Raw genomic sequence first — 24,599 nt, 5'->3', positions numbered from 1 at the left:
CGATTTTCTCCGGGTCACCTCGTGACATGGACCGGTCACGGATGGTTCACTATGTTAGGAAGTTTTCCTAATGAAGGCTGGAGGTCGCCCGGTCATGTCATCCTCCCGTAGGCGTTTCGCGGTGGTCGGCGCCGCTCTGGCGCTCGCCGTGCCGCTCGCGGTCAACTCCGCGCACGCGGAAACCGCTGATGCCGCCGCAAAGTCCTATACGGCCGCGCAGGTGCTGGCCGGCGTCAAGAAGAACAGCACGGACGCGAACAAGGTCAATTCGAAACCGCACATCAACACCATGACGCGGGCCAAGAACGTCAACGTCTACCAGGTGGCGAAGGGCGTCTACGCCTACGGTTCCGGGCTGGCCGTCGACACCGACGGCAGCGACCCCGACCCCGATCCCGACCACCAGGGTTCGACGACTTTCAAGGACAGCAACGGAAAGTCGCTCGGCGCGCACCACGTGCCGTTCTACGTCCTCGGCGACGACTGCTACGACAAGAAGAGCCCCTGCCCGCATTTCTTCTACAAGGAACACGGCATCAAGGGCCGTCAGTTCGCGCTGATGTTCTACCAGGGCAAGGTGATCGGCGCGATCTTCGGCGACACGCAGACCGCGAACGACCAGGACACTTCGGACAACGACTCGCGCGAATTGGGCGAGGCGTCGGTGAAGGCGGCTTCGCTGCTCGGCATGAACAGCAGCGGCACTGACGGCGGCGTCGACAACGGCGTGACCGTGGTGATCTTCTCCGGTTCGGACTGGGTCGTGAACGGCACGAACTCCACCCTGAACGCCACTGCCCAGGGCATGGTCACCAAGGCGCTGGACAGCCTCGGTGCGAGCATGGGCATCTGATCTCGGCGCTCCGTAAGGTCCGTGAAGGGCCCCTTGAGGGAATCGGATTCCCTCAAGGGGCCCTTCACGGACATTGCCTCGGCCTCAGCGCGTCTGGCGTTCGATGTGGTCCTCCAGTTTGTCCAGGTATTGCCGCGTTTCCCGGTCCGGCAGGGGCGGCAGGGTGAAGGTCACCCGGTCCACTCCGGACTCGGCGTAGGCGGCGAGATCGGAGTCGCCGGTCGCTCCGCAGAGGGTTACGCGGATGTCGGCCCGGCCCTGGCCGGCGAGCCAAGACACGACGCGGCGCAGGTCCTCGACCGGGGTTTTGGCGCGGGGCAGCCATTCGTCGCCGTAGCGGACGAGCCGGTCGAGCGCGGCCGGGCTTTCGCCGCCGATCGCGACGGGCGGATGCGGGCGTTGCACGGGTTTCGGCCACGAGCAGACCGGGTCGAAGTCGATGTGCTCGCCGTGGAATTCGGCCTCATCGGCGGTCCAGATCGCTTTGAGCGCGGCGATTTTCTCGTTCAGCAGAGGACCGCGACGGCGCGGTTCGACGCCGTGGTTGCGCATTTCTTCGCGGTTCCAGCCGACGCCCACTCCGAAGAGGAATCGGCCGCCGGACAGGACGTCGAGCGTCGCGACCTCCTTGGCGGTCTGGAACACATCGCGCTGGGCCAGCAAGGCGACAGCGGTGCCGAGGGTGAGCGTGGTCGTTGCCGCGGAAGCGATGGCGAGGGCGACGAACGGATCGTAGGTGCGGTAGTACTCGCGCGGCAGTTCGCCGCCGCCGGACCAGGGCGTCTCCCGCTTGACCGGGATGTGCGAGTGCTCGGTGACGAGAAGCGTTTCGAAACCGCGCTCCTCCAGGGCGCGGCCCAATGCGTCCGGGCGGATGCTCTCGTCGGTGACGAAAGTGTTGACGCCGAACTTCATGCGTCCTCCTGCGGATAGCTGAGCGCGGGTCGCAATTTCTCGATCAGAGCGCCGACCGCGAGCACTGTCGAGTCCGCGTGCCGGGCCCCGGCAATCTGGACGCCGGCCGGAAGGCCGCGCGAGGTGAGTCCAACCGGGACACTCAGGGCGGGTTGCCGCGACATGTTGAACGGGTAGGTGAACGGAGTCCACTGTGGCCAGTCGGTCAGTCCGCTGCCCGGTGGCACGTCGTAACCCGCGGCGAAGGGTTTGATCGGCACGGCCGGCGTGATCAGGACGTCGAACCGGGTGTGGAATTCCCCCATGGCGACGCCGAGTGCGGCGAGTTCGCTTTGCGCGTCGAGATAGTCGGCCGTCGAATGCCGAGCGCCTCGTTCGATCAACCTTTGCAGCCCTGGATCGAGCGGTTCCGTGCCGCCGTAGCGCCGGACGATGTGCGCGACGCCGACGGACCACAGTACGTCGAATGCGCGTGCGGGGTCCGGGAAATCAGGATCGGCTTCCTCGACGGGCAAGCCCGCCTCAGCCAAAGCGGCGACGGTGTCCGCGACAAGTGACGCGATCTCCGGCTGCACGTCCACGCGACCCAGCGCCGGCGAGAACGCGATCCGGACGGGGTCCGCCGGCTCGCCGATCGTCGGTGTCCAGGACGGGTCGCGGTGGTCCCGGGCAGCCAGGAGGTCGGTCAGCGCGGCGACGTCGGCGACCGAACGGGCCATCGGTCCAGCGTGCGCCAGGGTGCCCAGGACGCTGGGCGGGTGCATCGGGATGCGCCCGTGTGTGGGCTTGAAACCCACCACCCCGCAGAAAGCGGCCGGGATGCGGACCGAACCGGCCGCACTGCTTGCGCTCACGCTGTGCCCTGCGCTGGCACCACGCAAGTTTCAGGGGAACGGGAGCGCTTACCTCGACGACGGGTAGAACATCACCTCCGGTCTGTCGACCTTCCCGTATCGATGTCTTCGTTCCACCGCATGCTGCTCGACGAGGTGCTCCAGATAACGTCGTGCCGTCACCCTGGACACCCCGGCGGCTGCTGCCGCGGAAGCCGCCGACAAGCCCTCCGGATTCGCTTTCACCACAGCTACCACGGCGCTCAGCGTGTCGACGTTCATTCCCTTCGGCAGCGTGGTCGCCGCCGGCTTGCGCAACGTCCCCAGAATCGCGTCCACTTCGGCCTGGCCGGTCACCTCGCCCGGCCGGGTCGCCTGTCTGCGGAACTCGGCGTAGCTGGCCAGCTTGTTGCGCAAGGAAGCCGGCCTGAACGGCTTGAGCAGATACTGCACGACCCCGTGCGAGACCGCCGCGCGCACGGTCGCGAGGTCGCGGACTGACGTCACGGCGATGACGTCGATGTGCTTGTTCTCCGCGCGCAGGGCCTGGCAGACGCTCAGTCCGTCCGCGTCGGGCAGGCGGAAGTCGAGCAGAATCACGTCGACGTGGTGCTGCTCGCAGAACCGCAGGGCGTCTCGGGCGGTACCGGCCACGCCGACGACCCGGAACCCTGGAACCTTGCGGGCCTCCTGGGCGTGGATCTCTTGTGCGGCCAGGTCGTCTTCGACCACCAGCACGTCAATCATCCAGGCACCTGCGCAACGGAAGCCGGACAGTGAACACCGCGCCGTCGTCCTTGGCGACTTCGATGTGCCCGCGATAGCGCAACACGACCTGCCCGATCAACGCGAGACCGAGCCCGCGGCCGCCCGCACGGCTCACGGTCTTGGTGCTCCACCCGCGATAGCTCAGCTGGGGCAGGGATTCCGGGTCCACGCCGGCACCGGTGTCAGCGACCCGGATCATCAGTTCCTCGCCCGAGGCCCGCACGGTCACCGTCACTGTCGGCTTGCGCGTGCTCGAGCCGGCGTTGGCCGACGCCGCGTCCACCGCGTTGTCGATGAGATTGCCGAGCACTGTGACCAGATCGCCCGGTTCGACGGTGCAGTGCCCGTCCCATTCCGTGTCCTCGCTGATGGCCAACGCGACGCCGCGCTCATGCGCTTCCGCGGACTTGCCGAGCAGCAGCGCGGCCAGCACCGGCTCGGCCATTGCTTCGAGGATGCGGTCCGCGAGCTCCTGAGCCGTGGTGATATCCGTGGTCGCGAACTCGACAGCTTGTTCCGGACGTCCCAGTTCGACCAGGGAAACCACTGTGTGCAAACGATTCGCGGCTTCGTGCGCATATGCGCGCAGGGCGTCGGCGATGCGGCGGGCGGAGTTCAGTTCGTCCGTCAGCTCCAGCAATTCGGTCCGGTCTCGCAACGTCACCACGGTGCCCATCGCGTCGCCCCTGGAACAGACCGGAGACGTGTTGATCACCAGGATGCGCTGACCGGTCACGTGCACCTCGTCCGTCCTCGTCCGTCCGTCCGTCATGGCCGCGGAGAACTCCTCGGGCACTTTCAGGCCGCTCACGGTCGCAGGGGATTCCTCGCCGATTCCCAGCAGTTCCCTGGCCGCGTTGTTGCACAACGTGATCCGGCCCTCCCGGTCGATCAGAAGCAGTCCTTCCCGGAATGCGTGCAGGGTTGATTCGTAGTAATCGAACATGCGGGACAAATCTCCGGGAGAAACGCCGCGGGTGTGCCTGCCCAGCCGGGCCGTGACCAGGCAGGTGCCTGTCATCCCGACACCGAGCACCAGCAGCGCCGTTCCGACCAGCAGGCTGAGCCGCTGCTGTAGCCGCGCGCCGATCGCCTGGACCGTGATGCCGACCGAAATCATGCCGATCTCGGTGCGTTCCGCATCGAAAACCGGGGCGACCGTGCGCACCGATCTGCCGAGAGTCCCCGTGTAGGTCTCGGAAAAGACCCGGCCCGCGCGCGCTTGCTCCGTGTTGCCCAGGTAATGCTGCCCGATTTGTTGCGGATTCGGGTGGCTGTACCGAACTCCGTCCGTATTCATGATCGTGATGAAGTCGACGTGCGTCTCTGCTCGGACGCGTTCGGCCAGCGGCTGCAGCGCGCCGGCGGGATTCGCGAGGGTGAAGCCCGCCTGGACGTCAGGCCGGCCGGCGAGTTCGACCGCGAGCGCGGTCACGGTGTCCGTGGCGGCGCGTTCCTGGTTCCCAGACTCGTCGAGATACACCAGAAGGGCGCCGCTCGCGACGAGGACAGCCATAAGCACCGCTTGAAGTACCAGCAACTGCTTCGCCACGCTCCAGGTGCGGCGAGGTCTGCCGGGCAGCACGGCCCGGCCTCAGTCCGGGCGAGCCGTGCGGGCGCGACCGATCGTAGGAACTTGTCGTGCGATCACTGTTCGATCCCCCCGGGTATCGCGGATTAGCCAGCGTCGCGCATCTGCGCTTCGGAAGGCAGGGTTTCCGTGCGCGCCAGGTATTCTTTCCTGGCGTCTTCGATGGCCGACATGTGACCGTACGCCCAACCCCGCAGGACGTCGACTGTCTTCGCGAGGCTCTCGCCGAGGTCGGTCAGCGAGTACTCGACTGTCACCGGGACCGTCGGATACACGGTCCGGAGCACAAAACCGTCGGATTCCATGCCTCGAAGGGTCTGTGTCAGCATTTTCTGCGACACGCCCTCAATTCGGCTCCGCAATTCGGAGAAGCGCAGCGTTTTGTCCTCGAGGGACATGATCACGAGCATGGTCCATTTGTTCGCGATCCGGTCAAGCACCTGCCGGGTGGGGCAGGCCGACTTCATCATGTTCCAGCGGAGCACGCCATGGTCCGACATAGTGGCGATGCTAGCAAACGCCGTGGTGGCGGTGTCCCGCTTCGCGGCAACCAGGTGTGATCCGCATCACCGGCGGGAAAATGCTCGGAAGAGCTGACCGGCTGGGTTTCCCCGGGGTTCCCAAGGCACCCGAAAGTGCTGTCTTTCCGCTCCGGGCAGTGATTCCTAGCCTGGCCGCGGGTTGACCCGCAGCCATCTTCAGGGAGTTGACGACGTGAAAGCATTGCTGCCCACCTGGCAGGACGACAAGCTCGTGAAATTCGGCGAAGTGGGGGAGCCCGAGCCTCGGCCGGACCAGGCGGTGATCGCTGTCGAGGCGTTCTCGGTCAACCGCGGCGAGATGTTTTTGCTGCTGCGGCCGCGCGAGGGGTTGCGCCCCGGCAAGGACGTCGCAGGGCGCGTCCTGGCCGCGGCCGCGGACGGCTCTGGGCCGGCGGCGGGCACCCGCGTCGTGGCGCATCCACCGCTGGGCGGCTGGGCCGAACGGGTCGCGGTAGCCACGTCCGCCCTCGCGGAGCTGCCGGACGGCGTCGGCTCGGAGACGGCGGCCGCGCTCCCGCTCGCCGGTCTCACCGCGATCCGGCTGCTGCGCGCGGCCGGAAGCGTGGCAGGCAAACGGATCTTGATCACTGGCGCCTCCGGGGGAGTCGGCCACTACTTCACGGAGCTGGCCTATTCCTCGGGAGCCGAGATCACCGCCGTCAGCGCCACCGCCGAGCGCGGAACGCGGCTGGCCGAGCTCGGAGCCGAGGTCGTGCACGACGTCGCCGACGCGCGAGGCCCGTTCGACATCGTGCTCGAATCCGTGGGAGACGCCTCCGCGCCGCAAGCGCTGCGGAAGCTCGTCAAACGGGGGACGTTCATCTGGTTCGGGCAGGCGAGTCGGCAGCCGTCGACGTTCAGCTTTTTCGAGTTCTTTCCCGGCCCCGAATCAGGCGTCATCCGGCACTTCCACTACGCCGACAGTGACACGCCAGACGGCGCGGATCTCGCCGCGCTCGTCCGCCTGGTGAAAACCGGGCGGCTGCACCCGGAGATCGGCCGGATTGCCGATTGGGCGGACACTTCCGCCGTTCTGACCGATTTGCGTGAACGTCGGATCCGCGGCAAAGCCGTCCTCCGGATCGGGGCGTGAAGGCCCGGAACGGTACCTGAGGTACTGTTCCGGGCGATTTTCGGTACCTGTCGTCATTTCCCGTCGCGTGTTTGCCAAATTACCGTTTTGGGCAAGGATTGCGAGGAAAGGACGGCAATGGATTTCGCGATGGACGGCATCACCGAGGAGTTTTGCCGGCGGTTGACCGGGTTCATGGAGGAACATGTCTACCCCGCTGAGCGGATTTTCGCCGCACAACGGGATCCGGACGAGCCATGGGCCCGTCCGCCGGTGGTCGACGAACTGAAGAAACTCGCCCGCGAGCGCGGGCTGTGGAATCTGTTCCTGCCGAGGCACGAATCCGGTGCGGGCCTGACAAATCTCCAGTACGCCCCGCTCGCCGAGATCACCGGGCGCAGTCCGGGTCTCGCCCCTGAAGCGCTCAACTGCTCGGCGCCGGACACCGGCAACATGGAACTGCTGGCGCTGGCAGGCACCGGACCTCAGCGCGCGCGATGGCTCACGCCGTTGCTGAACGGCGAGATCCGCTCCGCTTTCTGCATGACCGAACCGGACGTCGCCTCCTCCGACGCCACGAACATCGCCACCCGGATCGAGCCGGACGGCGACCATTACGTCGTCAACGGCCGGAAGTGGTGGTCGTCAGGGGCCTTGAGCCCGGACTGTGCCCTGCTGGTCGTCATGGGCGAGACCTTTCCGGACGCGCCGCGCCATCGCCGGCACAGCGTGATCCTGATCCCGCGCGACGCTCCGGGAGTCCGGGTCGTCCGCGGCGTGACTCTGTTCGGCTATGACCATGGCGCGCACGGCGGGCACGCGGAGATCGAGTTCACCGACGTCCGGGTGCCGAGCGAGAACCTGCTCGGCGAGCCGGGAGCGGGATTCGCCGTCGCGCAAGCCAGGTTGGGGCCCGGCCGCGTCCACCACGCCATGCGTTTGATCGGGATGGCGGAGCGGGCATTCGACCTGATGTGCACACGAGCATGGCGGCGTTCGGCGTTCGGCGGCCCGCTGGCCGAACAAGGTGTTGTCGGCGAATGGATCGCCGAAGCACGGGTCAGGATCGACCAGGCGCGACTGCTGGTGCTGAAGACCGCGTGGCTGATGGACACAGTCGGCAACAAGGGCGCCCGCACCGAGATCCAGTCCATCAAGATCGTGACCCCGCGCATGGCGGAATGGGTGGTGGACAAGGCGATCCAGGTACACGGCGCCGCCGGGGTAAGCCAGGATTTCCCGTTGGCGGAGCTGTGGGCACACACCCGGACGTTGCGGTTCGCGGACGGGCCGGACGAAGTGCACCGGCGTTCGCTGGCTCGGCGAGAACTCGCCCGCTACCGCTGAACCCGGACCGGGCAACGACGGCCAACGCGCTGAAGGCATCCTTCAGCGCGTTGGCCGCATCTGCTTCCTCCCGGACGTCCGCGGCTTCGTGCTCACACCGCCGTGTAGCCGCCGTCCACCGGCAATGCCACGCCGGTCACGTAAGAACTCGCGGCGCTCGCCAGAAAGAGCAGCGCGCCGTCGAGTTCTCCGGGCTCGCCGACCCGGCGCATCGGAGTGCGCCGCTCGATCCACGCGCGGCCTTTCTCGTCGTCGATCATCGACGCTGTCATCTCCGAGTAGAACCAGCCGGGGCACAGCGCATTCACCCGGATCCCGGCACTCGCCCACTGAGCCGCGAGTTCGCGGGTCAGATTCACGACCCCGCCCTTGCTGCCCGCGTATCCGGCTTGGGGAAGGCTTCCGCTGGCCACGAGCCCGTACACCGAGGCGATATTGACCACGACGCCTCCGCCCGCGGCGATCATGTGCGGAGCCACCTCACGGCACAAGGCGAACGGTGCGGTGAGATTCAGCGAGACCGCCTCGGCGAACTCGTCGACTCCCTGTTCGAGCGCGGGAGCCACCCGGGCGGCTCCCGCGCTGTTCACGAGGATGTCAACCCGGCCGAACCGCTCGACCGCGGTGTCGACCAGTTGCGCCCGCTGCTCGGCGGAAAGCACGTCGCACGGCACCGCCAAGCTGCCGGGGCAATCCCGCGCGACCTGTTCCAGCCTCTCCCGGCGGCGTGCCGCCAGCACGACCCGCGCGCCGGCCCGGCACAGCACCCCGGCCGCTCTTGCTCCGAGGCCGCTGGACGCGCCGGTCACGATCCCGACCAGCCCGTCCAGGGAAAACAGCTCATTCGGCTCCGCCGCTTGCCGCATCTAGACCACCTCCGCGACGGCTGTGCTCCACGTGAAGCCGGCACCCGCGCTGATCAGCACGAACACCGAACCCGGAGCCGGGTTCCCGGCCAGCAGGTCGGTCAGGTTCGCCATCGCGTCGCCCGCACCGAGGTGGCCGGTGCGGCTTCCGAGGTCCAGCACCGGAGCTGAACAGCTGTCTTCGACGACCGGCCGGTACACCTCGTCGAGCCCGTTGCGGGAGAGCCTTGGCAGCGCGACCCCGGCGAGTCGCGGATCGTCAGGCGAGACCGACGCGGCTGCCAGAGCGGTGCCGAGCGCTGTGGCGATCGCCGAATAGGCCGCCTTGGCCAGGTCCGCCGCCAACGGCCCGGCCGCGAACTGCCGCTTCGTCAACGCGGGTCGCAGCACTTCCGTTCCGCCCCGCGGCACGGGACTGAACGGCCGATTGCCGCGATGCATGGCTTCCAGCCGCGCCGCCGCCACTGTTTCCACGGCGAGCAACCGCACAGCCCGGCCGCGCGGGACGCGGTCGAGCACCACAGCGGTCGCGCCGTCGCCGTAGCAGACGCCGAGATCGCTGCCCCAGCGGTCGAAACCCGGCGGAGCGAACCGATCCCCCGTGGTGATCAAGGCCGGGCCTGCCGCCGGGTCCGCAAGCAGGTGCCCGGCGGCCGCGTCGACGGCCGCCATGCCGCCGTTGCACATTTGCTGGATGCCGATCGGCACCGCGTTCTCCGCGCCGATCCGTGCCGCGACGTAGTGCGCGGGCGACCAGAAATCGTGGCCCTGGAAGTAAGTCCAGGCATGGAGGACCTCGCCGAGGTCGAGCGGATCCGCGGAAGAACCCGTCAACGTCGTGTGCGCGGCGAGAACGGCCATGTCGCAGGGGGCGAGATCACTCGTGCGGAGTTCGGCGTAGCCGTACTTCCGCGCGGACGGCCCGGTGATGGAGCCGGCGGCCACCGCTTCTTCTGCCGACATAACGCGTTCGCCGAGATACACCGCCGGGTTGCTGAGATACAGCGATTCCGGATACTTCATGACGCGGGGCGATACTCGACGGTGTTTGCCATCCTGATTGTCATCTCGGCGACCGGTTCCCCCTCCTGGAGGAACCGCACGGCGATCGGCTCGGTCGCCCCCGAACCCGCTGTCGCGGTGATCAGGATGTCCGAGTCGAGTTCGGCGAAGCGGGTGTAAGCCGCGTCGAGTCCGACCAGGACAGTCTTGCTCGATGCCTGCCCGAAGAGTTCGCCTGCCAGCAGCGTGCCCGCCTGGCGAGCCGCCTCCATCATCACCGGGCCTGGCACATGGTCCTGCGGGTGGTCGAACATGCCGGGGTGCGAAACCGGAACGCGCAGTCGTCCGGTCAGCGTCCCGTCCCTCACCTCGGGGCCGAGCAGCAGCACATTGTCCCGCTCCTGCCTGCCGACGAGATAGGGCGGCACCCGCGACAGCGGTTCGCTCGCGAGAAGGTCGTCGGACATAGGCGGCTTCGTGTCGCGGAACGCCATGCGCAGGTCCTGATAGCGCTGCTCGTCCTTCTGCGCGGTGTCGACGGCGATCGTGCCGAGCACCGTCGAGCCGAGACGAACCTCGACTTCGTGCAGCACGCGAACAGTGACGCCCTCCCGTTCCTTGTGCATCGCGACCGTGCCGAGGAGATCGAGGTCGTAACCCTTGTCGAGCTTGAGCGCCAGCGGGTCGGTCAGGTCCATCCGGCAAGCCGCCGTGATGGCCTTCATCCCGGCAGGCGCGTCATGGTGCAGGTGCAGTGCGCACAGCAGCATCTGGCGCACGCATTCGAAAATCGCGACGGGGTCGTGCACCGCCGGGTGATTGGTGTGGTCGTTGTAGTACCGGTGCGCGCGCGGCAGCCGGGCCGAGCCCGCGAACCGGCCGTCGGGCAGGGATCGGAAGCCGGTCAGGAAGACCTCTTCGAGCGCGGTCCGGTGGACCAGCTTCCGATCGATCGTGGCGGCGGTGCCGAGCGGCTCCAGCGCGGTGGGCGTGGTCATGGGTCTCCTCGAGAAATCAGGAACGGGCGGTGGCACCGGTGATCAGCGGCTGGAGTTCCTCCGCGGCCTGCGCGGCATTCGCGAAGCACACCGCGCGCCACCCCGCGGCCCGCGCGCCTTCGCAGTTGCGCTCGAGATCGTCCACGAGAACGCATCGTTCGCCCGGAAGCCCGGCGGTTCGAGCGGCGAGTTCGAAGATCTCCCGCTGCGGTTTGCGGCTGCCCGCCAGATGCGAGACCACTACGGCGTCGAACTCGCTCTCCGAGACCATCCGCCGCCAGAGCGGCTCCCACGCGGGCGGCATGTTGGACAGCATGCCGACGAACACCCCGCGCCGTCGCAGGATGCGCAGGCAGGCGACCCAGGAATGATTGGGAGGACGGCCTTCGAACCACCCGGCTCCGAAATCGGAGAGGTCGGCGACCAGGCCGTACTCGTCGGCGAGCACCTGCTCGACCTCCTTGGCCCACGTCGCTTCGTCGACCAGCGGGATGTCGAGCGGGCCCATCGCGTCGGTGCCGTAGGCCCGGCCGACCGCGGCCATGGCTTCCTGCAACGCGTGCCGAGGAACGCCGAAACGTTGTTCGAAGGTGCGGAACGTCTCCGCGACCGGCGGCGTCAGCACGCCGCCGAAGTCGGTCCAGACCGCGATTTCCGGCGCATGGCCGTTTCCGGTCTCCATCATCGATCTCCTCCAGTTTTCATCGGCGAATCGTGGTCAGGGCGCGCAGCAACGGGCCGGGGCGATCCCCGGTCGTCTTGGCGAGGACGTAGCCGTCCGGACGCACGAGCAGCGCCACCGGACGGCGGCCGAGCAAAGCGACCAGCCTGCCGTCGGCGGTTCGCGGATTCCGGCCGAGCCGGTGCACGACGAGGTCGGCCGGCAGCGCCCGGCGGATCGCGCTCCACCCGGATCCGGGGCTGAGCACGAGCATGGGCAGCGAGCTGGGCCCGGCGCCGCATTCCTCGGCAAGGAACGGCAGCCGCCCGCCCACCCGCACCGCGGGATAGCGCAGTGCTGCCCAGGCGAACCGCCGCGGACGGCAGGTTGCTTCCGTCCCGCTGAACAACGGGGCTCCGAAGCGCTGCAGGATCCCGGACGCAGCGGCAGCTCTGACCAGAACGTTGCGAGCCAATGCCTTCCTCGGCTCGACGAGCAGTCCCCATCGGGTCTGCCGGTCGGTTACCGCACTGACCCGGCGCACCCCCTCGTGCCGCTCCGCGTGGTAGGTGTCCAGCACGCGCTCGGCCAGCAGGCCGTTGATCACGCCGGCCAGCTTCCAGCCGAGGTTCACCGCGTCGTGGATGCCAGCGTTGAGGCCTTGCCCTCCTGCCGGGCTCACCACATGCGCGGCGTCCCCGACCAGGAACGCCCGCCCGGAGCGGAATCGCTCCGCCGTGGCGCATCGCACCTGGAACAACGCGCTCCAGAGGGGTTCGCCTACGGTCCCCATGCCTCCGGCGCGTTCGTCGAGCGCGGACTGGAACAACTCGCGGTTCGCTCGCTGTCCTTCCTTGGCGCTCACGGCGAAACGGAACACGCCGTCGCCGAGCGGGCCGATGCCGAGCGCTCCTTTCGCGGAATAGCAATAATGCAGGTACCGGTCGTCGATCGGCCCGGTGACCGGGGCGTCCGCGATGGCAAACGTCAGGTTCGGGGTGTGCACGGCGTACCCGACACCGAGCGCCTTGCGGACGGTGCTGTGCGCGCCGTCCGCACCGACCAGCCAGGAAGCCGTGGTCGTTTCTTCGCGGCCGTCCTGGCCGGCCAGCACGGTCTCCGCTCCGTCCGTGCCCATGGTCGTCCGAACCAGTTCGACGCCCCATTCGATTTTCCCGCCGAGCTCGGCGAAACGGTCCTGCAAGATCCGTTCGGTCTCCCATTGCGGGAGCATCAGCACGTGGTTGAACCTGCTGTCCGGCAGGTCGGCCACGGTGACCGAACCCAGCACCGAACCGTCCGCGTGGAACCGCACGCCGTCGAGCCGGTGTCCGCTGCGGACCATTTCCGCGGCGATTCCGGTACCCGCAAGCAGTTCCAGGGTCCGCGGCCAGACGATGATCGCCTTGGACTGCGCGACCGGCGTCCGGGAGCGGTCGATCACCCGGACGTCGACATCGCGACGCAGCAGTTCGCAAGCCAGCACCAGTCCGACCGGACCGGCCCCGACGATCAGCACGGTCATCCGTCGCTCCTTCACAGCTGGTAGAGCAGCCCGCCGTAGTACCACCCCGAGCCGACGGCGGTGGACAGCACCAGATCGCCCGGCCGCAACCGCCCGCTTTCGGTGTATTCGGACAGCGCGATCGGGATCGACGCACAGCCCGTGTTGCCGCGGTCCGCGAAGTTGGTGACGAACTTTTCCCCGGGCAGGTCGAGGCCGTCGCGCACCCCGGTGTGGATGGCGTTGTTGCCCGGATGGGGCACCAGCCACTGAATGTCGGAAACCTTGAGCTGGTTGCGTTCCAGCAAGCGTTCGGCGACCGACAGGCTGGAACGCACGGCGAGGTCGATCAGCTCGGGCTTCGGCCGCAGCCAGCCGTCGCGGGCGGCAACGGTGTCCGCCTCGCTCGCGTCGCAGGCCAGGATCGAATCACGGAGCCCGCCGGTTTCGGGATCGCCCTTCTCGAGGACGACCGCCCCGGCCGCATCGCCGAACACCAGCTGCCCGCGCGTGCCGATCCGGGCCCTGCGGGTGAACCGGTCGGCGGCCACCACGACCGCGCGCCGGGCGGACGGATCGGCGGTGAGCATCGCGGAAGCGATCTGCACCGCGTGCACGAAACCGGTGCAGGCGCCGCAAACGTCGAAGGCGAGCGCTTCCGCCGCCCCGATCGAGGCGGCCACGGCGGGAGCCAGTTCCGGGATCCATTGCCGGTCGGTCCAGTTCGCGAGCACCAGCAAGTCGATCTCGCCCGGTCCACGGCCTGCCTTGCCCAGCGCGGCGGTCGCGGCCCGCGCCGCCATGAACTCGACCGTCTCGTCTTCCTCCGCGCGGTGCAGGCTGTGCACGCCCAGCTCGTCGATTTCTTCCTGGTGATACGTGCGCCCGGCGACCTCGATCCCGTCGTGGTGCCGGACGACTGTGCGCGGGTAGTAATGGCCGAGACCGGTGAAGCTCAGTCCTGAGCCGGTCCAAGCCGGGGACGCGTGTGCGTACATGAGCGTTTCCTCCTGAGACAGGTGCGGGTCAGCGGTAACGGCCATCGGGGTCGAGCGTGCGCAGTAAGGCGAGTTCCTCGCCGGTGATCGGTTCCTCCACCGCCGTTTCGCCCAGCGGCAGGTCGGCGGCGGCCCAGCCGGTGTTCTGGGCGACGAGTTCGGCGGCGACTTTCGCCAGCGCGATCGGGTTGCCGGCCGGTTCGCTGGTGAGCACATTCGTCAGCCGGAACTCTCCGGTGCTCTCGGATCGGGTGAACCTGCCGAATTGGCTGGCCACTTCGACCACTCGATCGCCGGGGCTGGTGCGGTAGCTCACTTTCGGCACGAACCGGCGCGGGGAAGCCTGCGCCACGACCACGCAGTCGGTGCTCGAAGCGATGTCGTTGGCGCCGCCGGAGCCGGTGAGCCAGCGGCCGCTCGCCGAACGGCTGGTGTTGATCGTGCCGTACCGGTCGATTTCGGCCGCGCCGAGCACGCCGAGCGCCCGAGGATTCGCCGAGACCATGCCGCCGAGGATTTCGGCGATTCCGCCGAGCCCTTCCGCCCGCTCGGCATGCCGGAGGCTGAACAGGAATACGTCGCCCGGTTCGGGCGTGAACCCGTACGCGCCGAGTTCCGAGGCGATCTTGACCGGGCAGCCCTCCCGGCGCAGCAGTTCGGCGGCAAGCCACGCGGCCATGTGCGAGGCTCCGATGCCGGCGAGAAGCGTGTCGTATCCGCCCGAACGCACGCGATCGGCGACCGCCCGCGCGCCGAGCACGATGACCCGTTCCTGGGTGCTCGCGGGCTCGCGGAGGTCCGTCGCGGCGCTCGGAAGCGCGGATCCGTCCCAGCGCAGTGCGGTACGTCGTGCGGAACCGAGCTTGTCGAGGTAACCGTCGTGCGAGCCCACGTCGAGCACCCACTCCCGGTACCAGTCCCGGCCGCGTTCCTCCGCCGCGCACCGGTCCACGATGTCCTCGATGAACTCGTAATCCTCGAGATAGCCGGAGACGCCCGGCGCCTCGGCGGCTCGCAGCGACTGCGGATGCGCGCCCATCGGCGCTTCGCACAGGCCCAGCACCCGCTGGCCGGGAACGATCACCCGGTCGGCAAGGCTGGCCATTTCCTCGCTGGAGACAATTCGCTCGACCGACGCGAGCACGCCTCGGCGGGCCGCGTAGGCGGCGTACTGCCCTTCGCCGAGAGGCGGGAACAGCACCACGTTCCCGGCCTCGTCCGCGCAGGCGCCATGGACGAGGGTGAGATCGGGCCGAAGCGCGCTCACCAGCGTGAGCTGCCGCCGCGGGTCGGCTGGATCGGGGATTCGGTGCAGGTCGGAGCCCTTGCCTTCGGCGAGGTCGGTGCCGGCCAGCGATCCGGTGACCGCGTAGGGCAGCCCCATCGCCCCGGCCATCAGCCGCTGCACGTAGCTGAGCAGCGACCACGCTTCGAAGTCGAACGGCGTGCCCTCGGAAAGGTCGCGGTAGAGCGGATTCGGCCGGGGGGAAGGATAGGTGTCCCCGACGAAGCCCGCGATCACCTTGCGCACAGCCCCGGCGATCGTCAGCGCGTGCGCACTGGTGTGGATCGCGGTCGTGCTGATCGTGAACCGGCCCGCCGCCCCGAACTGGCGGCACAGCGCGTAGGTCAGCGCGTTCGGCCGGGACTGCGTTGCCGCGAGGTGCAGATGTTCGCCGGGGCGCACGAACCGGCGGACCAGGTCGTCCACATCGGACGCGATGACCGGGTTCACGACAGCGCTCCCAACGCGAGCATCGAGGTCTGGCTGCCGAACGCGAATGACATGGACACCGCGAGATCGGCGTCGACCGCGCGGCTTCCCTCAGCCACGTGGTCGTGGTCGCACTCGGGATCGGGGCGGCGCAGGTTGATCGTCGGCGCGATGCGGCCGTGGCGCAGCATCAGGCTGGTGGCCGCGGCGTTGATGATGCCGGCGACGCCGAACGTGTGCCCGTAGATCGGCTTGTTCGAGCTGATCGGCGGCAACTCGGAAACCCGCCGGCCCGGATAGAGGGCCCGCAGCGCCCGGCTTTCCGCGAGATCGTTGTAACGGGTCGCGGTGCCGTGCGCACAGAAGTAGCCGACCTCGTCCGGTTTACGACCCGCCTCGGCGAGGAGATCGTGCACGACGCCTGCGGTCACCTTGCCGCTCAGGTCCATTGTGGTCGGATGGTCCGCCTCGTTGAACGACTTGTGGCCGAGCACCGTCGCGTACGGAGTGGCCCCGCGTCTCTCGGCGTGCGAAAGCCGCTCCAGCACCAGGACGACGGCGCCTTCGCCTAATGCGAAACCGTTGCGGTCGGCGCTGTAGGGGCGTACGGCGTTGGCCGGGTCGGTTTCCTCTTCGGACAGCACCCCTTTGCCCAACGCCAGGTAGCATTTGGCCACCTCGGGCAGGATCGGGAATTCGTGCCCGCCGGCGAGCACCACGTCGCTGGTGCCGCTCCGCAGTTCGCGCACTGCCGTGCCGATCGCCTGGTGCCCGCCGACGCAGGCGTTGCTGATCGTCGTCACCAATCCCTGCGCGCCGAGGTAGATCGCTGAAAGACTGGCCGGGGAGCCGGGCAGCCCGCGGAACATGGCTCCTTTGTCGGAGAACGCGGCGGGATCCTCGCCGAGGATGGCCTGTTGCCACCACCCGAGCGGCCCCCTGGACGAGGAGAACACAACGCTCAGCCGCCGCGGATCGACGTCGCCCCTTGCCAGGACCGCGTCCCGCCGTGCCTCGGCGGCGGCGGACATGGTGATGAGCACGTCGCGCGAGTACTTGGCGGCGTGCGCGTCCGCCAGTTCCGGCAGGTAGCGGTGGTGGTCGAAGGACCCGATCTCCGCGGCGACGCGCACCGGCAGGTCTGCGGCGCCGGGTTCGAACCTGGTCAGCCTGCCGACCTGCGACCGGCCGCCGGCGATGTTGTCCCAGAACTCGGCGACATCTGTCGTATGAGGGAGCATGACGCCGATTCCGGTGACCACGACGGTATCTGAATCAACCATGCTGCCACGCTATCCGTGCCACGCCGGAAAACCGCAGGACAACCGGTACTCGATCCCTTGGTAATCAGTACTCGGCGTACTCGGAAAGGCAGCCGAAAAGAACATCGGCCGCTGCCGGTTCTGGCAGCGGCCGATCAGCGGAAACATGTGCGAATTTCAGTGCGCCCGGGTGCCGTCAGCCCGGATCGGCGACCACCACAGCGCGGAAGTGGTGCCGCCGTCCCCCATCAGCACTCCGCGCCCTTCGACGATCTTCCCGTCGCGCCAGCGAAGCACGTGGAGCGCGTCGACGTCGAGCTTGTCGTACGGAGACGTGCTGTCGTGGTCCGCGCCCGCCCGGACGGCCCAATTCTTGTTGATGTCCACGGAATAGCCGGAGTCCGGATTGACCAGCACCGTCACATTTTCCGCGCGGTACGTTCCCGCGGAATACTCGCCAACCGTGGCAAGAAAACCGAGGAACTCGTCAAGTCCTTCGTACCAGCCCGCGTGTCCGTGGTTCCCGGGTATCTCGAACCGGACGTTCTCGTCCCAGTATTCGAGCATCTTGCCCCGGTCGCCCGAGGCGAGCGCCTCGAACGCGAGGCCCACCCGATCGACAGTCAGTTCCATTCTTCCTCCCTTGTCGATGTCATTCGGCCCAGGCCTCGAGGCCGCGGGCCACGATCTGCGGCACGGCGTCGCCGACCCCGTCGAATCCCGATCCCGCGGTGAGCCCGCGCCGATGGCGCGCGTGCACGCCTTCGAGGATCACGGCGATCCGGTAATAGCCGAACGCGACGTACCATCCGAGGTCGGACAGCGAGTTCCCGGACCGGGCCGTGTAACGGCGTGCTAATTCCTCTCGCGCCGGCCAGCCGTGGCGGACACCGGGAGAGCACGGCACGGACAGGCCGAGGTCGGCGAAGCCGTCCCAATACATGCAGAACGTGCCGACGTCGGCGAGCGGGTCGCCGATCGTGGACATTTCCCAGTCGAGCACCGCGGTGATTTCGCCGCCGGTGCCGATCAGCACGTTGTCGAGGCGATAGTCACCGTGCACAAGCACGCTAGGACGAGGTGCCGGACGGTGTTCGGCAAGCAGGTCCGCCAACCGGTCGATGCCAGGCAGCGGGCGTTCGCGCGCTCCGGCCAGCTGGGAGGCCCAGCGCCGGAGCTGGCGGTCGAGATATCCGGAGGAGCGGCCGAAATCGGCAAGGCCGATGCTGGCCCAGGGCGCCGAATGCAGGTTCGCCAGCGTGTCGACCAGTGCGTGCGCGATGAGCGTGCCCTGCACGCGATCGAGTTCGCCGAGGTCGTCGTCGGTCCGGTAGATCCGTCCCGGCGACTTGCGCATGACGAGGAAGGGCGCACCGAGGACTGATCGGTCGTCGCAATATCCGATCACCTCAGGCACCGGCACGCCGGTCTTGGCGAGCGCGACCATGGCGCGGAACTCCCTGCGCATGTCGTGCGCGGCCGCGTGGACGTGGCCCAGCGGCGGCCTCCGCACCACCAGTGCGCACTTGCCGTCAGTGACTTCGAAGGTCAGGTTGGACCGGCCGCCGGAGATGAGGCTTACCGACGCCGTGGACGGATCGAAGTCGGGCGCAGGCCCGGCCAGCCACTGAATCAACCGGCCGGTGTCGAGCGCGTCCGTCGCGGTTCTCACGCGTTCGCGACGAGGGTCAGGCCGCCGTCGACGACCACCGTCTGCCCGGTCACCCAGGACGCCTCCGCCGAGGCCAGGTACGCGACCAACCCCGCGACGTCGTCCGGTTCGCCGAGGCGCTGCAACGGATAGCCCGCGGCCGCCTCGGCCTCCCGGCCTTCGTACAGCCGTTGTGCGAATCGGGTCCGGATCACGCCCGGGGCGACCGCATTCACGCGCACGGTGGGCGCGAGTTCGGTTGCGAGCTGTTCGGTGAGGCGGATCAGTGCGGCTTTGCTCGCGCCGTAGCCTCCGATGCCCGGGACCGGCCGCAGACCGGCCACGGCGGCGACATTGACCACGGTGCCGCCGTTGTCGCCTTGCCAAGCAGCGACGACTTTGCGGATCCAGCCGAGCGGGCCGACCAGGTTGGTGTCGAGCACCTTCCGCAGCGTCGCGTCTTCGAGTTCCAGCACCGGCCCGAACGCGGGGTTCGCAGCGGAGTTGTTCACGAGCACGTCGATGCGCCCGAACTCGGCCATCACCCTGGCGACCACTTCGTCCTGGTGCCCGGGTTCGGCCGCATTGCCCGCGATGCCGATTGCCTTTCCCGGCGGCCCGATACTCGACACGGCCGCGGCCAGTTGCCCGGCCTTGCGAGCGGTCGCGCAGACGACCGCTCCTTCTCTCGCCAGCCGTCGCGCGACTGCCATGCCGATGCCGCGACTCGCTCCGGTCACGATGGCTACCTGGCCGGCAAACCGGTTCATCCGTCCTCGACCCCGAATCCGAATTGAGTGCTGGGTGAATTGCCGATCTCCGGCACCTGGCCGACTCTAACGACGCGCAGGCGCGACACCGCCGTACCGCACGTCCGGAATCGGCCGCGCAACGAGTACCGCGGGTACCGGATCGAATGTTCCGCGAAGCGCCGGCTCCGTCAATATGAACACAAACCCGGAACGTCCTCCGAGCCGTCTATCTTCAGGCTCAGGACGAGGTACGCCCTGTTCGCCGAACGAGGGGGAATGCTCATGGGGGAGACTGTCCACGACAGGAAGAGCGCCGCCGGGCCGAGAATCCTGGTGGTGGATCCGTTTCCGTTGCTGCGCGACGCGCTCGACGGATTACTCTCGGCAAGCGGGGTAGCCGGTTTCGTGGAGCATGCCGGCGATTTGGAGACGGCACTCGCCAAATGCGCCGCGCGCCGCGTCGACATCGTCGTGACAGATGTCGACTTGACCGGTCGCCACGACGGAATAAGGCTGTGCCGCCAGATCAAGCGCGTTCCGCAGCCGCCGAGGGTGCTGGTGCTGTCCAGCGTGACCACGCCGGAGATCGTGGCGGATTGCGTCTCCAGCGGTGCGGACAGCTTCGTGCATCGAAGTGCGAACCCGGATGTCGTCGTCGTCGCGATCACGACGATGATCGAGGCCCGGCAGCCGATCTGGTTTGTCGGCGGAGGGGCGACCGGCCGCCGCCAGGAGGGGGAAACGCTGACCGCGGTATCGGCCATGGCGAACTTGACCAGCCGCGAGCGCGAGGTGCTTTCGCTGGTCCTGCTGCGTTTCTCCAACGACGAGATCGCCGCCCGCCTGCACCTGGCCAAGCAGACGGTGAAGAACTACGTCAGTTCGACCCTGCAAAAGCTCGGCTTCGCCAGCAGGGCCGAGTTGTTCGCGAGCCCTTTCGGCGCGCAGTACCACGATGTTGTCCATCGCCTTGTTCCGGCCGGAGTCTGCTGATCTCTCCGGTTTCTTGCCGGGAAACGAAAGCCGGTCTCGGACCACCGGGGAGCAGTGGTCCGAGACCGGCTTTCGTTTCGACCGGTTACGCGGGCGCTTCCGCCGGGTCGCCGGCCGGAACGCCTTCTCCCGCTGTCGACGCCGCCTTGTCCGGGCGGTCGAGGACCAGCAGGATCAGCGCGGCAAGCGCGCAGAGACCGGCAAGCGACCAGAGAACGATGTGCAGCGCGTTGGTGTAGGCGCCGCTGAGCAGCTCCTGGAAAGCAGGCCGGGCGCTCGGCGAAACCGAACTCGTCGCCGTCGCCATGTCGCCCTGGTTGACCATGTTCGCCAGTTCCTGTGCGCGATAACGCGTGTCGAAACCGCCGGTCCGCCCCGCGATCTTCGCCCCGGTGACGCCCGCGAGCATGGCTCCGACCACGGCGATGCCGGTCGCCTCGCCGCCGAGGCGGACCGTGTTGAACATTCCCGCGGCCATGCCGACGCGAGCTGGGTCGACCGCGCTCACCGCGGCCCCGTCCATCACCCCGAACGAGATGCCGATCCCGATCCCGACGACCAGGTACGGCCCGAGCACGGCCAGCGCACCGGCTCCCGGATGGATGACGGTCAGCCAGGCGACGCCGGCTCCGGTCAGCACGACGGTGGTGAGCACCAGGACGCGGACCGAAACCCATTTCGCCAGGTAACCGGTCACCAGCGGCAAGACGAGCGTGGGCACCGTCAGCATCATGAGCACCAGGCCCGCCTGCGCGGCGCTCAGCCCGTCCACCGCGCTGTAGTACGCGGGCAGGTAGACCAGCAGCGGCGTGAACCCGAAGACCAGTGCGAGGACAGCCAGGCACAGCGCGGCATAGCGGCGCTGGAGCAGCAGCGACAGGTCGAACATCGGATCCGCGACGCGCCGTTCGACCACGCCGAACAACCCCAGCAGCACCACCGCGGCGATCAGGCAGCCCAGCACGAGCCCACTGCCCCAGCCGAGCTGAGGTCCCTCCAGCAAACCGAGGATCAACGCGAACAACGCCAGCGTGAACGTCGTCGTGCCTGCCCAGTCGATCTTGCCCGCGCGCGGGTTCCTGGACTCGCCGATCGTGGAACTGGCGAGCAGCAAAAGGATCCCGACCAGCGCGGGCACATAGAACACCGCTCGCCAGCCGAACTGGGTGTTCAGCGTTCCGCAGACGAAGGGGCCGAACGCGAGTCCGGCCCCGACCGAGGTGCCGAACACGCCGAAGGCCTTCGCCCGGGCCGCTGGATCTTCGAACATCGCGGCAAGGCTCGCCACTCCGCACGTGAGCACGCCGGCCGCACCGATTCCGGCGACGCTGCGGGCGAGGTCGAGGATCAGCATGTTCGGCGCGACGGCCGAGATCAGCAGCGCACCTGCGAACACGGCCATGCCGATCCGGAACACCCGGCGCCTGCCCACCAGGTCGCCGAGGCTTCCGCTGGCGAGCATGAAGGCGGCGAAGGTGAGGTCGTAGCCGTTGATCACCCATTGGACCGAAGTAAGGTCCGCATGCAGATATTCACCGATTTCCGGCAAAGCGACGGAAGGCCCGGCGAGCGACACCGGCAGCAGAACACAGGCCACCGCGATGACGAACAGCCCGAGTCCCGGACGCTTCACGGCGGTGCCCGAATCGGAATTCGTGGACACGAGAAATCCCCTCGTCAACCAGAATAGGAAAAGAATGCGGGGGAGCCGGAATTCGAGTCCGCAGGCTCCCCTCGCCCCTGGAACCCGGCCTACTTCGGAGTGTCGGCGATCAGCTTGCCGGCGGCACCCCAGCTGTCCGCGGGCACCTCGTTGAACCACACCTGCACAGTGTCGGCCGGAATTCCGTACGCGTCCACGAAAGCGTCCGTGATCTTGCTGATGAGATCACGTTTGAGCTGGACATCACGAGGTCCTTGCAGGACCGTCACGACCGGCATCGCCACTCCTCCAGTTGCGGATTGTCATCCCTCGAATCGGGGACGGATCCATGATGCTCATAGGAGCCCGCCCCAGGAAGACGGCACCTGACAGTGGCTAGGCCACCTTGAGGTAACCAACGCGCGGAAAGTGACCGGCCCGGTGCCGGAGCGGTTCCTATGCTACTCGCGCGGCTGGGTCCCAAGGGTGAAGATCGCATCCCGTTCAGTTTTGCGCGAGCGTCCCGTCGGATGCCGGCTAGCCGCACGCACCCGTTGGCCCACGGCGAACCCGTCCGATTGTGTCGCGAAACAATATTCTTTGGCGCCTCCCACAACCCCAAGGCAATTGCCCAGGAAAACACACCAGCAAAGATCATTTCGCCTTGACGCCCCTTTCCTCCTCCAGTACACCAGACCTCGAACTTCTCCTGTCCCGAGGCTCTCGGACAGGAAATAAAACCCGGAAAGGAACGGCGTCGTGGCGAAAGCGGTGGGCATCGACCTGGGGACGACCAACTCGGTCATCGCGGTGCTGGAGGGCGGTCAGCCCGCGGTGATCGCCAATTCGGACGGCGCGCGGACGACTCCTTCGGTGGTCGCGTACACCGATTCGGGCGAGCGGCTGGTCGGGCAGCTCGCGCGGCGGCAGGCGATCATGAATCCGAAGGGCACCATCTCGTCGGCGAAGCGGTTCATCGGACGCCGCTACGACGAGGTGGCCAGCGAGATCGACGCGGTGTCCTACGACGTCGTGCCGGGGCCGGACGACGCGGTGCGGTTCGACGTGCACGGCAAGAAGTACGCGCCGGAGGAGGTTTCGGCGCTGGTGTTGCGCAAACTGGTGGACGACGCGTCGAAGTTCCTGGGGGAGAAGGTCACCGAGGCGGTCATCACGGTTCCAGCGTATTTCAACGACGCGCAGCGCCAGGCGACGAAGGACGCGGGTCGCATCGCGGGGCTGGAGGTGCTGCGGATCATCAACGAGCCGACCGCGGCGGCACTGGCTTACGGGTTGGACAAGAAACAGCACGAGACGGTGCTGGTGTTCGATCTCGGCGGCGGGACGTTCGACGTGAGCGTGCTGGACATCGGTGACGGTGTGGTCGAGGTGCGTTCCACGGCCGGGGACACGCATTTGGGCGGCGACGATTTCGATCGCCGGGTCGTCGACTACCTGGCGGATCAGTTCGAAAAGGACAATGGCATCGACCTGCGCAAGGATCCGCAAGCGCTGCAACGGTTGTTCGAGGCCGCGTCCAAGGCGAAGGAAGAGCTGTCCTCGGTCACGCAGACCACGATCAACCTGCCGTTCATCACCGCGGACGCCTCCGGGCCGAAGCATCTGAACACGACGTTGATGCGCTCGACGTTCGACCAGATCACCTCCGATCTTGTCGAGCGCTGCAAGGTGCCGGTGGAGCGAGCGTTGTCCGACGCGAAGCTCACCGCGAACGACATCGACGAGGTGATCCTGGTCGGCGGTTCGACGCGGATTCCGGCGGTGCAGGCGCTGGTGCGCCGCATGACCGGCGGCAAAGACCCGAACATGACGGTCAACCCGGACGAGGTCGTCGCTCTCGGCGCGGCGATCCAGGCGGGCATCATCAAGGGCGAGGCCAAAGACGTCCTGCTGCTCGACGTCACCCCGCTGTCGCTGGGCATCGAGACGATGGGCGGCGTGATGACCAAGGTCATCGACCGCAACACCACGATCCCGGCCCGGCGCAAGGAAACCTTCTCCACCGCGGAGGACAATCAGTCCGCGGTGGACGTCGTGGTTCTGCAAGGCGAGCGGGAGAAGGCGGCGGACAACCGGGTGCTCGGCCGGTTCCGGCTCGAGAACATCCCGCCCGCCCCGCGCGGCGTGCCGCAGATCGAGGTCACCTACGACATCGACGCGAACGGCATCCTCAACGTCTCGGCCAAGGACACCAACTCCGGCCGGGAACAGGCCATCACCATCTCCGAAAGCTCCAATCTGGACTCCGCCGACGTGGACCGCATGGTCGCCGACGCCGAGGCGCACCGGGCCGAGGACGCCAAGCTGCGCGAGATCGTCGACGCCCGCAACACCTTGGACAGCGCCGTTTACCAGGTGGAGAAAAGTGTCGCGGAACTCGGCGACGCGGTGCCGGTCAACGAAAAAGCACGCGCGGAGAACCTTGCCGTGGATGCCCGGGACCTCCTCGACCAGGACGAGCCGAGCCTGGCGAAGCTGCGGTCGATGACCTCGGAACTCCAGCAGCTGTTCCACGGCTTGGCGGCGGCCGGCGACGCGCCCGGCGCGCGTTCCCCGGGCGGCGGCGGCGACGGTGACGACGTGGTCGACGCCGAGTTCACGACCTCCTGACCGC

At 67.8% G+C, this 24,599-nt stretch carries 23 protein-coding genes; 5 read left to right on the top strand and 18 right to left on the bottom strand.

The window, feature by feature from the left end; genetic code table 11:
- Positions 1-94 precede the first annotated feature (94 nt).
- Complete coding sequence (locus L3Q65_RS24990; protein ID WP_220507181.1) at positions 95-853, top strand: glycoside hydrolase family 75 protein; 759 nt, start codon at positions 95-97, stop codon at positions 851-853.
- An 84-nt stretch (positions 854-937) separates the two neighbouring features.
- Here L3Q65_RS24990 and L3Q65_RS24985 read toward each other — a convergent pair whose 3' ends face one another.
- The 5 genes from L3Q65_RS24985 to L3Q65_RS24965 form a co-directional block, all read right to left on the bottom strand.
- On the bottom strand, positions 938-1,768 hold the full coding sequence (locus L3Q65_RS24985) for an LLM class F420-dependent oxidoreductase (protein WP_237596806.1): 831 nt from the start codon (positions 1,766-1,768) through the stop codon (positions 938-940).
- Positions 1,765-2,565, bottom strand: coding sequence for an amidase family protein (locus L3Q65_RS24980; RefSeq protein ID WP_370648223.1), 801 nt, complete (start codon positions 2,563-2,565; stop codon positions 1,765-1,767). The genes L3Q65_RS24985 and L3Q65_RS24980 overlap by 4 nt, the downstream gene beginning before the upstream one ends.
- Before the next feature lie 105 nt (positions 2,566-2,670).
- Positions 2,671-3,348, bottom strand: a complete 678-nt coding sequence (locus tag L3Q65_RS24975) for a response regulator (protein ID WP_237596805.1) — start codon at positions 3,346-3,348, stop codon at positions 2,671-2,673.
- Entirely contained in the window at positions 3,341-4,885 is a 1,545-nt protein-coding gene (locus tag L3Q65_RS24970) for a sensor histidine kinase (protein WP_237596804.1), read from the bottom strand. The genes L3Q65_RS24975 and L3Q65_RS24970 overlap by 8 nt, the downstream gene beginning before the upstream one ends.
- A gap of 161 nt (positions 4,886-5,046) precedes the next feature.
- A complete protein-coding gene (locus L3Q65_RS24965) occupies positions 5,047-5,460 on the bottom strand; it encodes a helix-turn-helix domain-containing protein (protein WP_182891483.1) in 414 nt (137 codons plus the stop codon).
- 214 nt (positions 5,461-5,674) lie between these two features.
- On the opposite strand from L3Q65_RS24965, the gene L3Q65_RS24960 reads away from it, so the two are divergent.
- On the top strand, positions 5,675-6,595 hold the full coding sequence (locus L3Q65_RS24960) for a zinc-binding dehydrogenase (RefSeq protein ID WP_237596803.1): 921 nt from the start codon (positions 5,675-5,677) through the stop codon (positions 6,593-6,595).
- 117 nt (positions 6,596-6,712) lie between these two features.
- Complete coding sequence (locus L3Q65_RS24955) at positions 6,713-7,921, top strand: acyl-CoA dehydrogenase family protein (protein ID WP_237596802.1); 1,209 nt, start codon at positions 6,713-6,715, stop codon at positions 7,919-7,921.
- Positions 7,922-8,013: 92 nt separating this feature from the next.
- On the opposite strand, the gene L3Q65_RS24950 is transcribed toward L3Q65_RS24955, so the two are convergent.
- From L3Q65_RS24950 to L3Q65_RS24900, 11 genes are all read right to left on the bottom strand, one after another.
- Positions 8,014-8,787: an SDR family NAD(P)-dependent oxidoreductase gene (locus L3Q65_RS24950; RefSeq protein ID WP_182891486.1), complete on the bottom strand. Its 774-nt coding sequence runs from the start codon at positions 8,785-8,787 to the stop codon at positions 8,014-8,016.
- Positions 8,788-9,810: a ketoacyl-ACP synthase III family protein gene (locus tag L3Q65_RS24945; RefSeq protein WP_182891487.1), complete on the bottom strand. Its 1,023-nt coding sequence runs from the start codon at positions 9,808-9,810 to the stop codon at positions 8,788-8,790.
- On the bottom strand, positions 9,807-10,787 hold the full coding sequence (locus tag L3Q65_RS24940; protein WP_182891488.1) for an AfsA-related hotdog domain-containing protein: 981 nt from the start codon (positions 10,785-10,787) through the stop codon (positions 9,807-9,809). Before L3Q65_RS24940 ends, L3Q65_RS24945 begins: the two co-directional genes overlap by 4 nt.
- Positions 10,788-10,803: 16 nt before the next feature.
- Positions 10,804-11,472, bottom strand: coding sequence for an HAD family phosphatase (locus L3Q65_RS24935; RefSeq protein ID WP_237596801.1), 669 nt, complete (start codon positions 11,470-11,472; stop codon positions 10,804-10,806).
- Positions 11,473-11,488: 16 nt separating this feature from the next.
- Positions 11,489-12,973, bottom strand: a complete 1,485-nt coding sequence (locus L3Q65_RS24930; RefSeq protein ID WP_182891489.1) for an FAD-dependent monooxygenase — start codon at positions 12,971-12,973, stop codon at positions 11,489-11,491.
- 11 nt (positions 12,974-12,984) lie between these two features.
- Positions 12,985-13,995 carry a ketoacyl-ACP synthase III gene (locus L3Q65_RS24925; protein ID WP_237596800.1) on the bottom strand — a complete coding sequence of 337 codons (1,011 nt, stop codon included), beginning with the start codon at positions 13,993-13,995 and terminating at the stop codon, positions 12,985-12,987.
- Positions 13,979-15,685, bottom strand: a complete 1,707-nt coding sequence (locus L3Q65_RS24920) for a CoA-transferase (protein ID WP_220507183.1) — start codon at positions 15,683-15,685, stop codon at positions 13,979-13,981. Before L3Q65_RS24920 ends, L3Q65_RS24925 begins: the two co-directional genes overlap by 17 nt.
- Entirely contained in the window at positions 15,682-16,947 is a 1,266-nt protein-coding gene (locus L3Q65_RS24915) for a beta-ketoacyl synthase (protein ID WP_182891491.1), read from the bottom strand. Before L3Q65_RS24915 ends, L3Q65_RS24920 begins: the two co-directional genes overlap by 4 nt.
- Before the next feature lie 156 nt (positions 16,948-17,103).
- Entirely contained in the window at positions 17,104-17,559 is a 456-nt protein-coding gene (locus L3Q65_RS24910; RefSeq protein ID WP_182891492.1) for a nuclear transport factor 2 family protein, read from the bottom strand.
- A gap of 19 nt (positions 17,560-17,578) precedes the next feature.
- On the bottom strand, positions 17,579-18,598 hold the full coding sequence (locus tag L3Q65_RS24905; protein ID WP_237596799.1) for a phosphotransferase family protein: 1,020 nt from the start codon (positions 18,596-18,598) through the stop codon (positions 17,579-17,581).
- Positions 18,595-19,347, bottom strand: a complete 753-nt coding sequence (locus tag L3Q65_RS24900; RefSeq protein ID WP_182891494.1) for an SDR family oxidoreductase — start codon at positions 19,345-19,347, stop codon at positions 18,595-18,597. Before L3Q65_RS24900 ends, L3Q65_RS24905 begins: the two co-directional genes overlap by 4 nt.
- A gap of 258 nt (positions 19,348-19,605) precedes the next feature.
- Here L3Q65_RS24900 and L3Q65_RS24895 point away from each other — a divergent pair, with 258 nt between their 5' ends.
- Positions 19,606-20,322: a response regulator transcription factor gene (locus L3Q65_RS24895; RefSeq protein WP_237596798.1), complete on the top strand. Its 717-nt coding sequence runs from the start codon at positions 19,606-19,608 to the stop codon at positions 20,320-20,322.
- Between the two features lie 85 nt (positions 20,323-20,407).
- Here the strand turns inward: L3Q65_RS24895 and L3Q65_RS24890 are convergent, their stop codons facing one another.
- Together L3Q65_RS24890 and dmpI are read right to left on the bottom strand one after the other, a co-directional pair.
- A complete protein-coding gene (locus L3Q65_RS24890) occupies positions 20,408-21,985 on the bottom strand; it encodes an MFS transporter (protein WP_237596797.1) in 1,578 nt (525 codons plus the stop codon).
- An 89-nt stretch (positions 21,986-22,074) separates the two neighbouring features.
- A complete protein-coding gene (gene dmpI, locus L3Q65_RS24885; RefSeq protein ID WP_182891497.1) occupies positions 22,075-22,263 on the bottom strand; it encodes a 4-oxalocrotonate tautomerase DmpI in 189 nt (62 codons plus the stop codon).
- A gap of 460 nt (positions 22,264-22,723) precedes the next feature.
- Here dmpI and dnaK point away from each other — a divergent pair, with 460 nt between their 5' ends.
- Positions 22,724-24,595, top strand: a complete 1,872-nt coding sequence (gene dnaK, locus L3Q65_RS24880) for a molecular chaperone DnaK (protein ID WP_237596796.1) — start codon at positions 22,724-22,726, stop codon at positions 24,593-24,595.
- Positions 24,596-24,599 lie beyond the last annotated feature (4 nt).

The sequence above is a fragment of the Amycolatopsis sp. FU40 genome (genome assembly GCF_021903635.1).
Taxonomy (GTDB): domain Bacteria; phylum Actinomycetota; class Actinomycetes; order Mycobacteriales; family Pseudonocardiaceae; genus Amycolatopsis; species Amycolatopsis dendrobii.
This window is presented reverse-complemented; position numbering and strand designations above follow the sequence as displayed.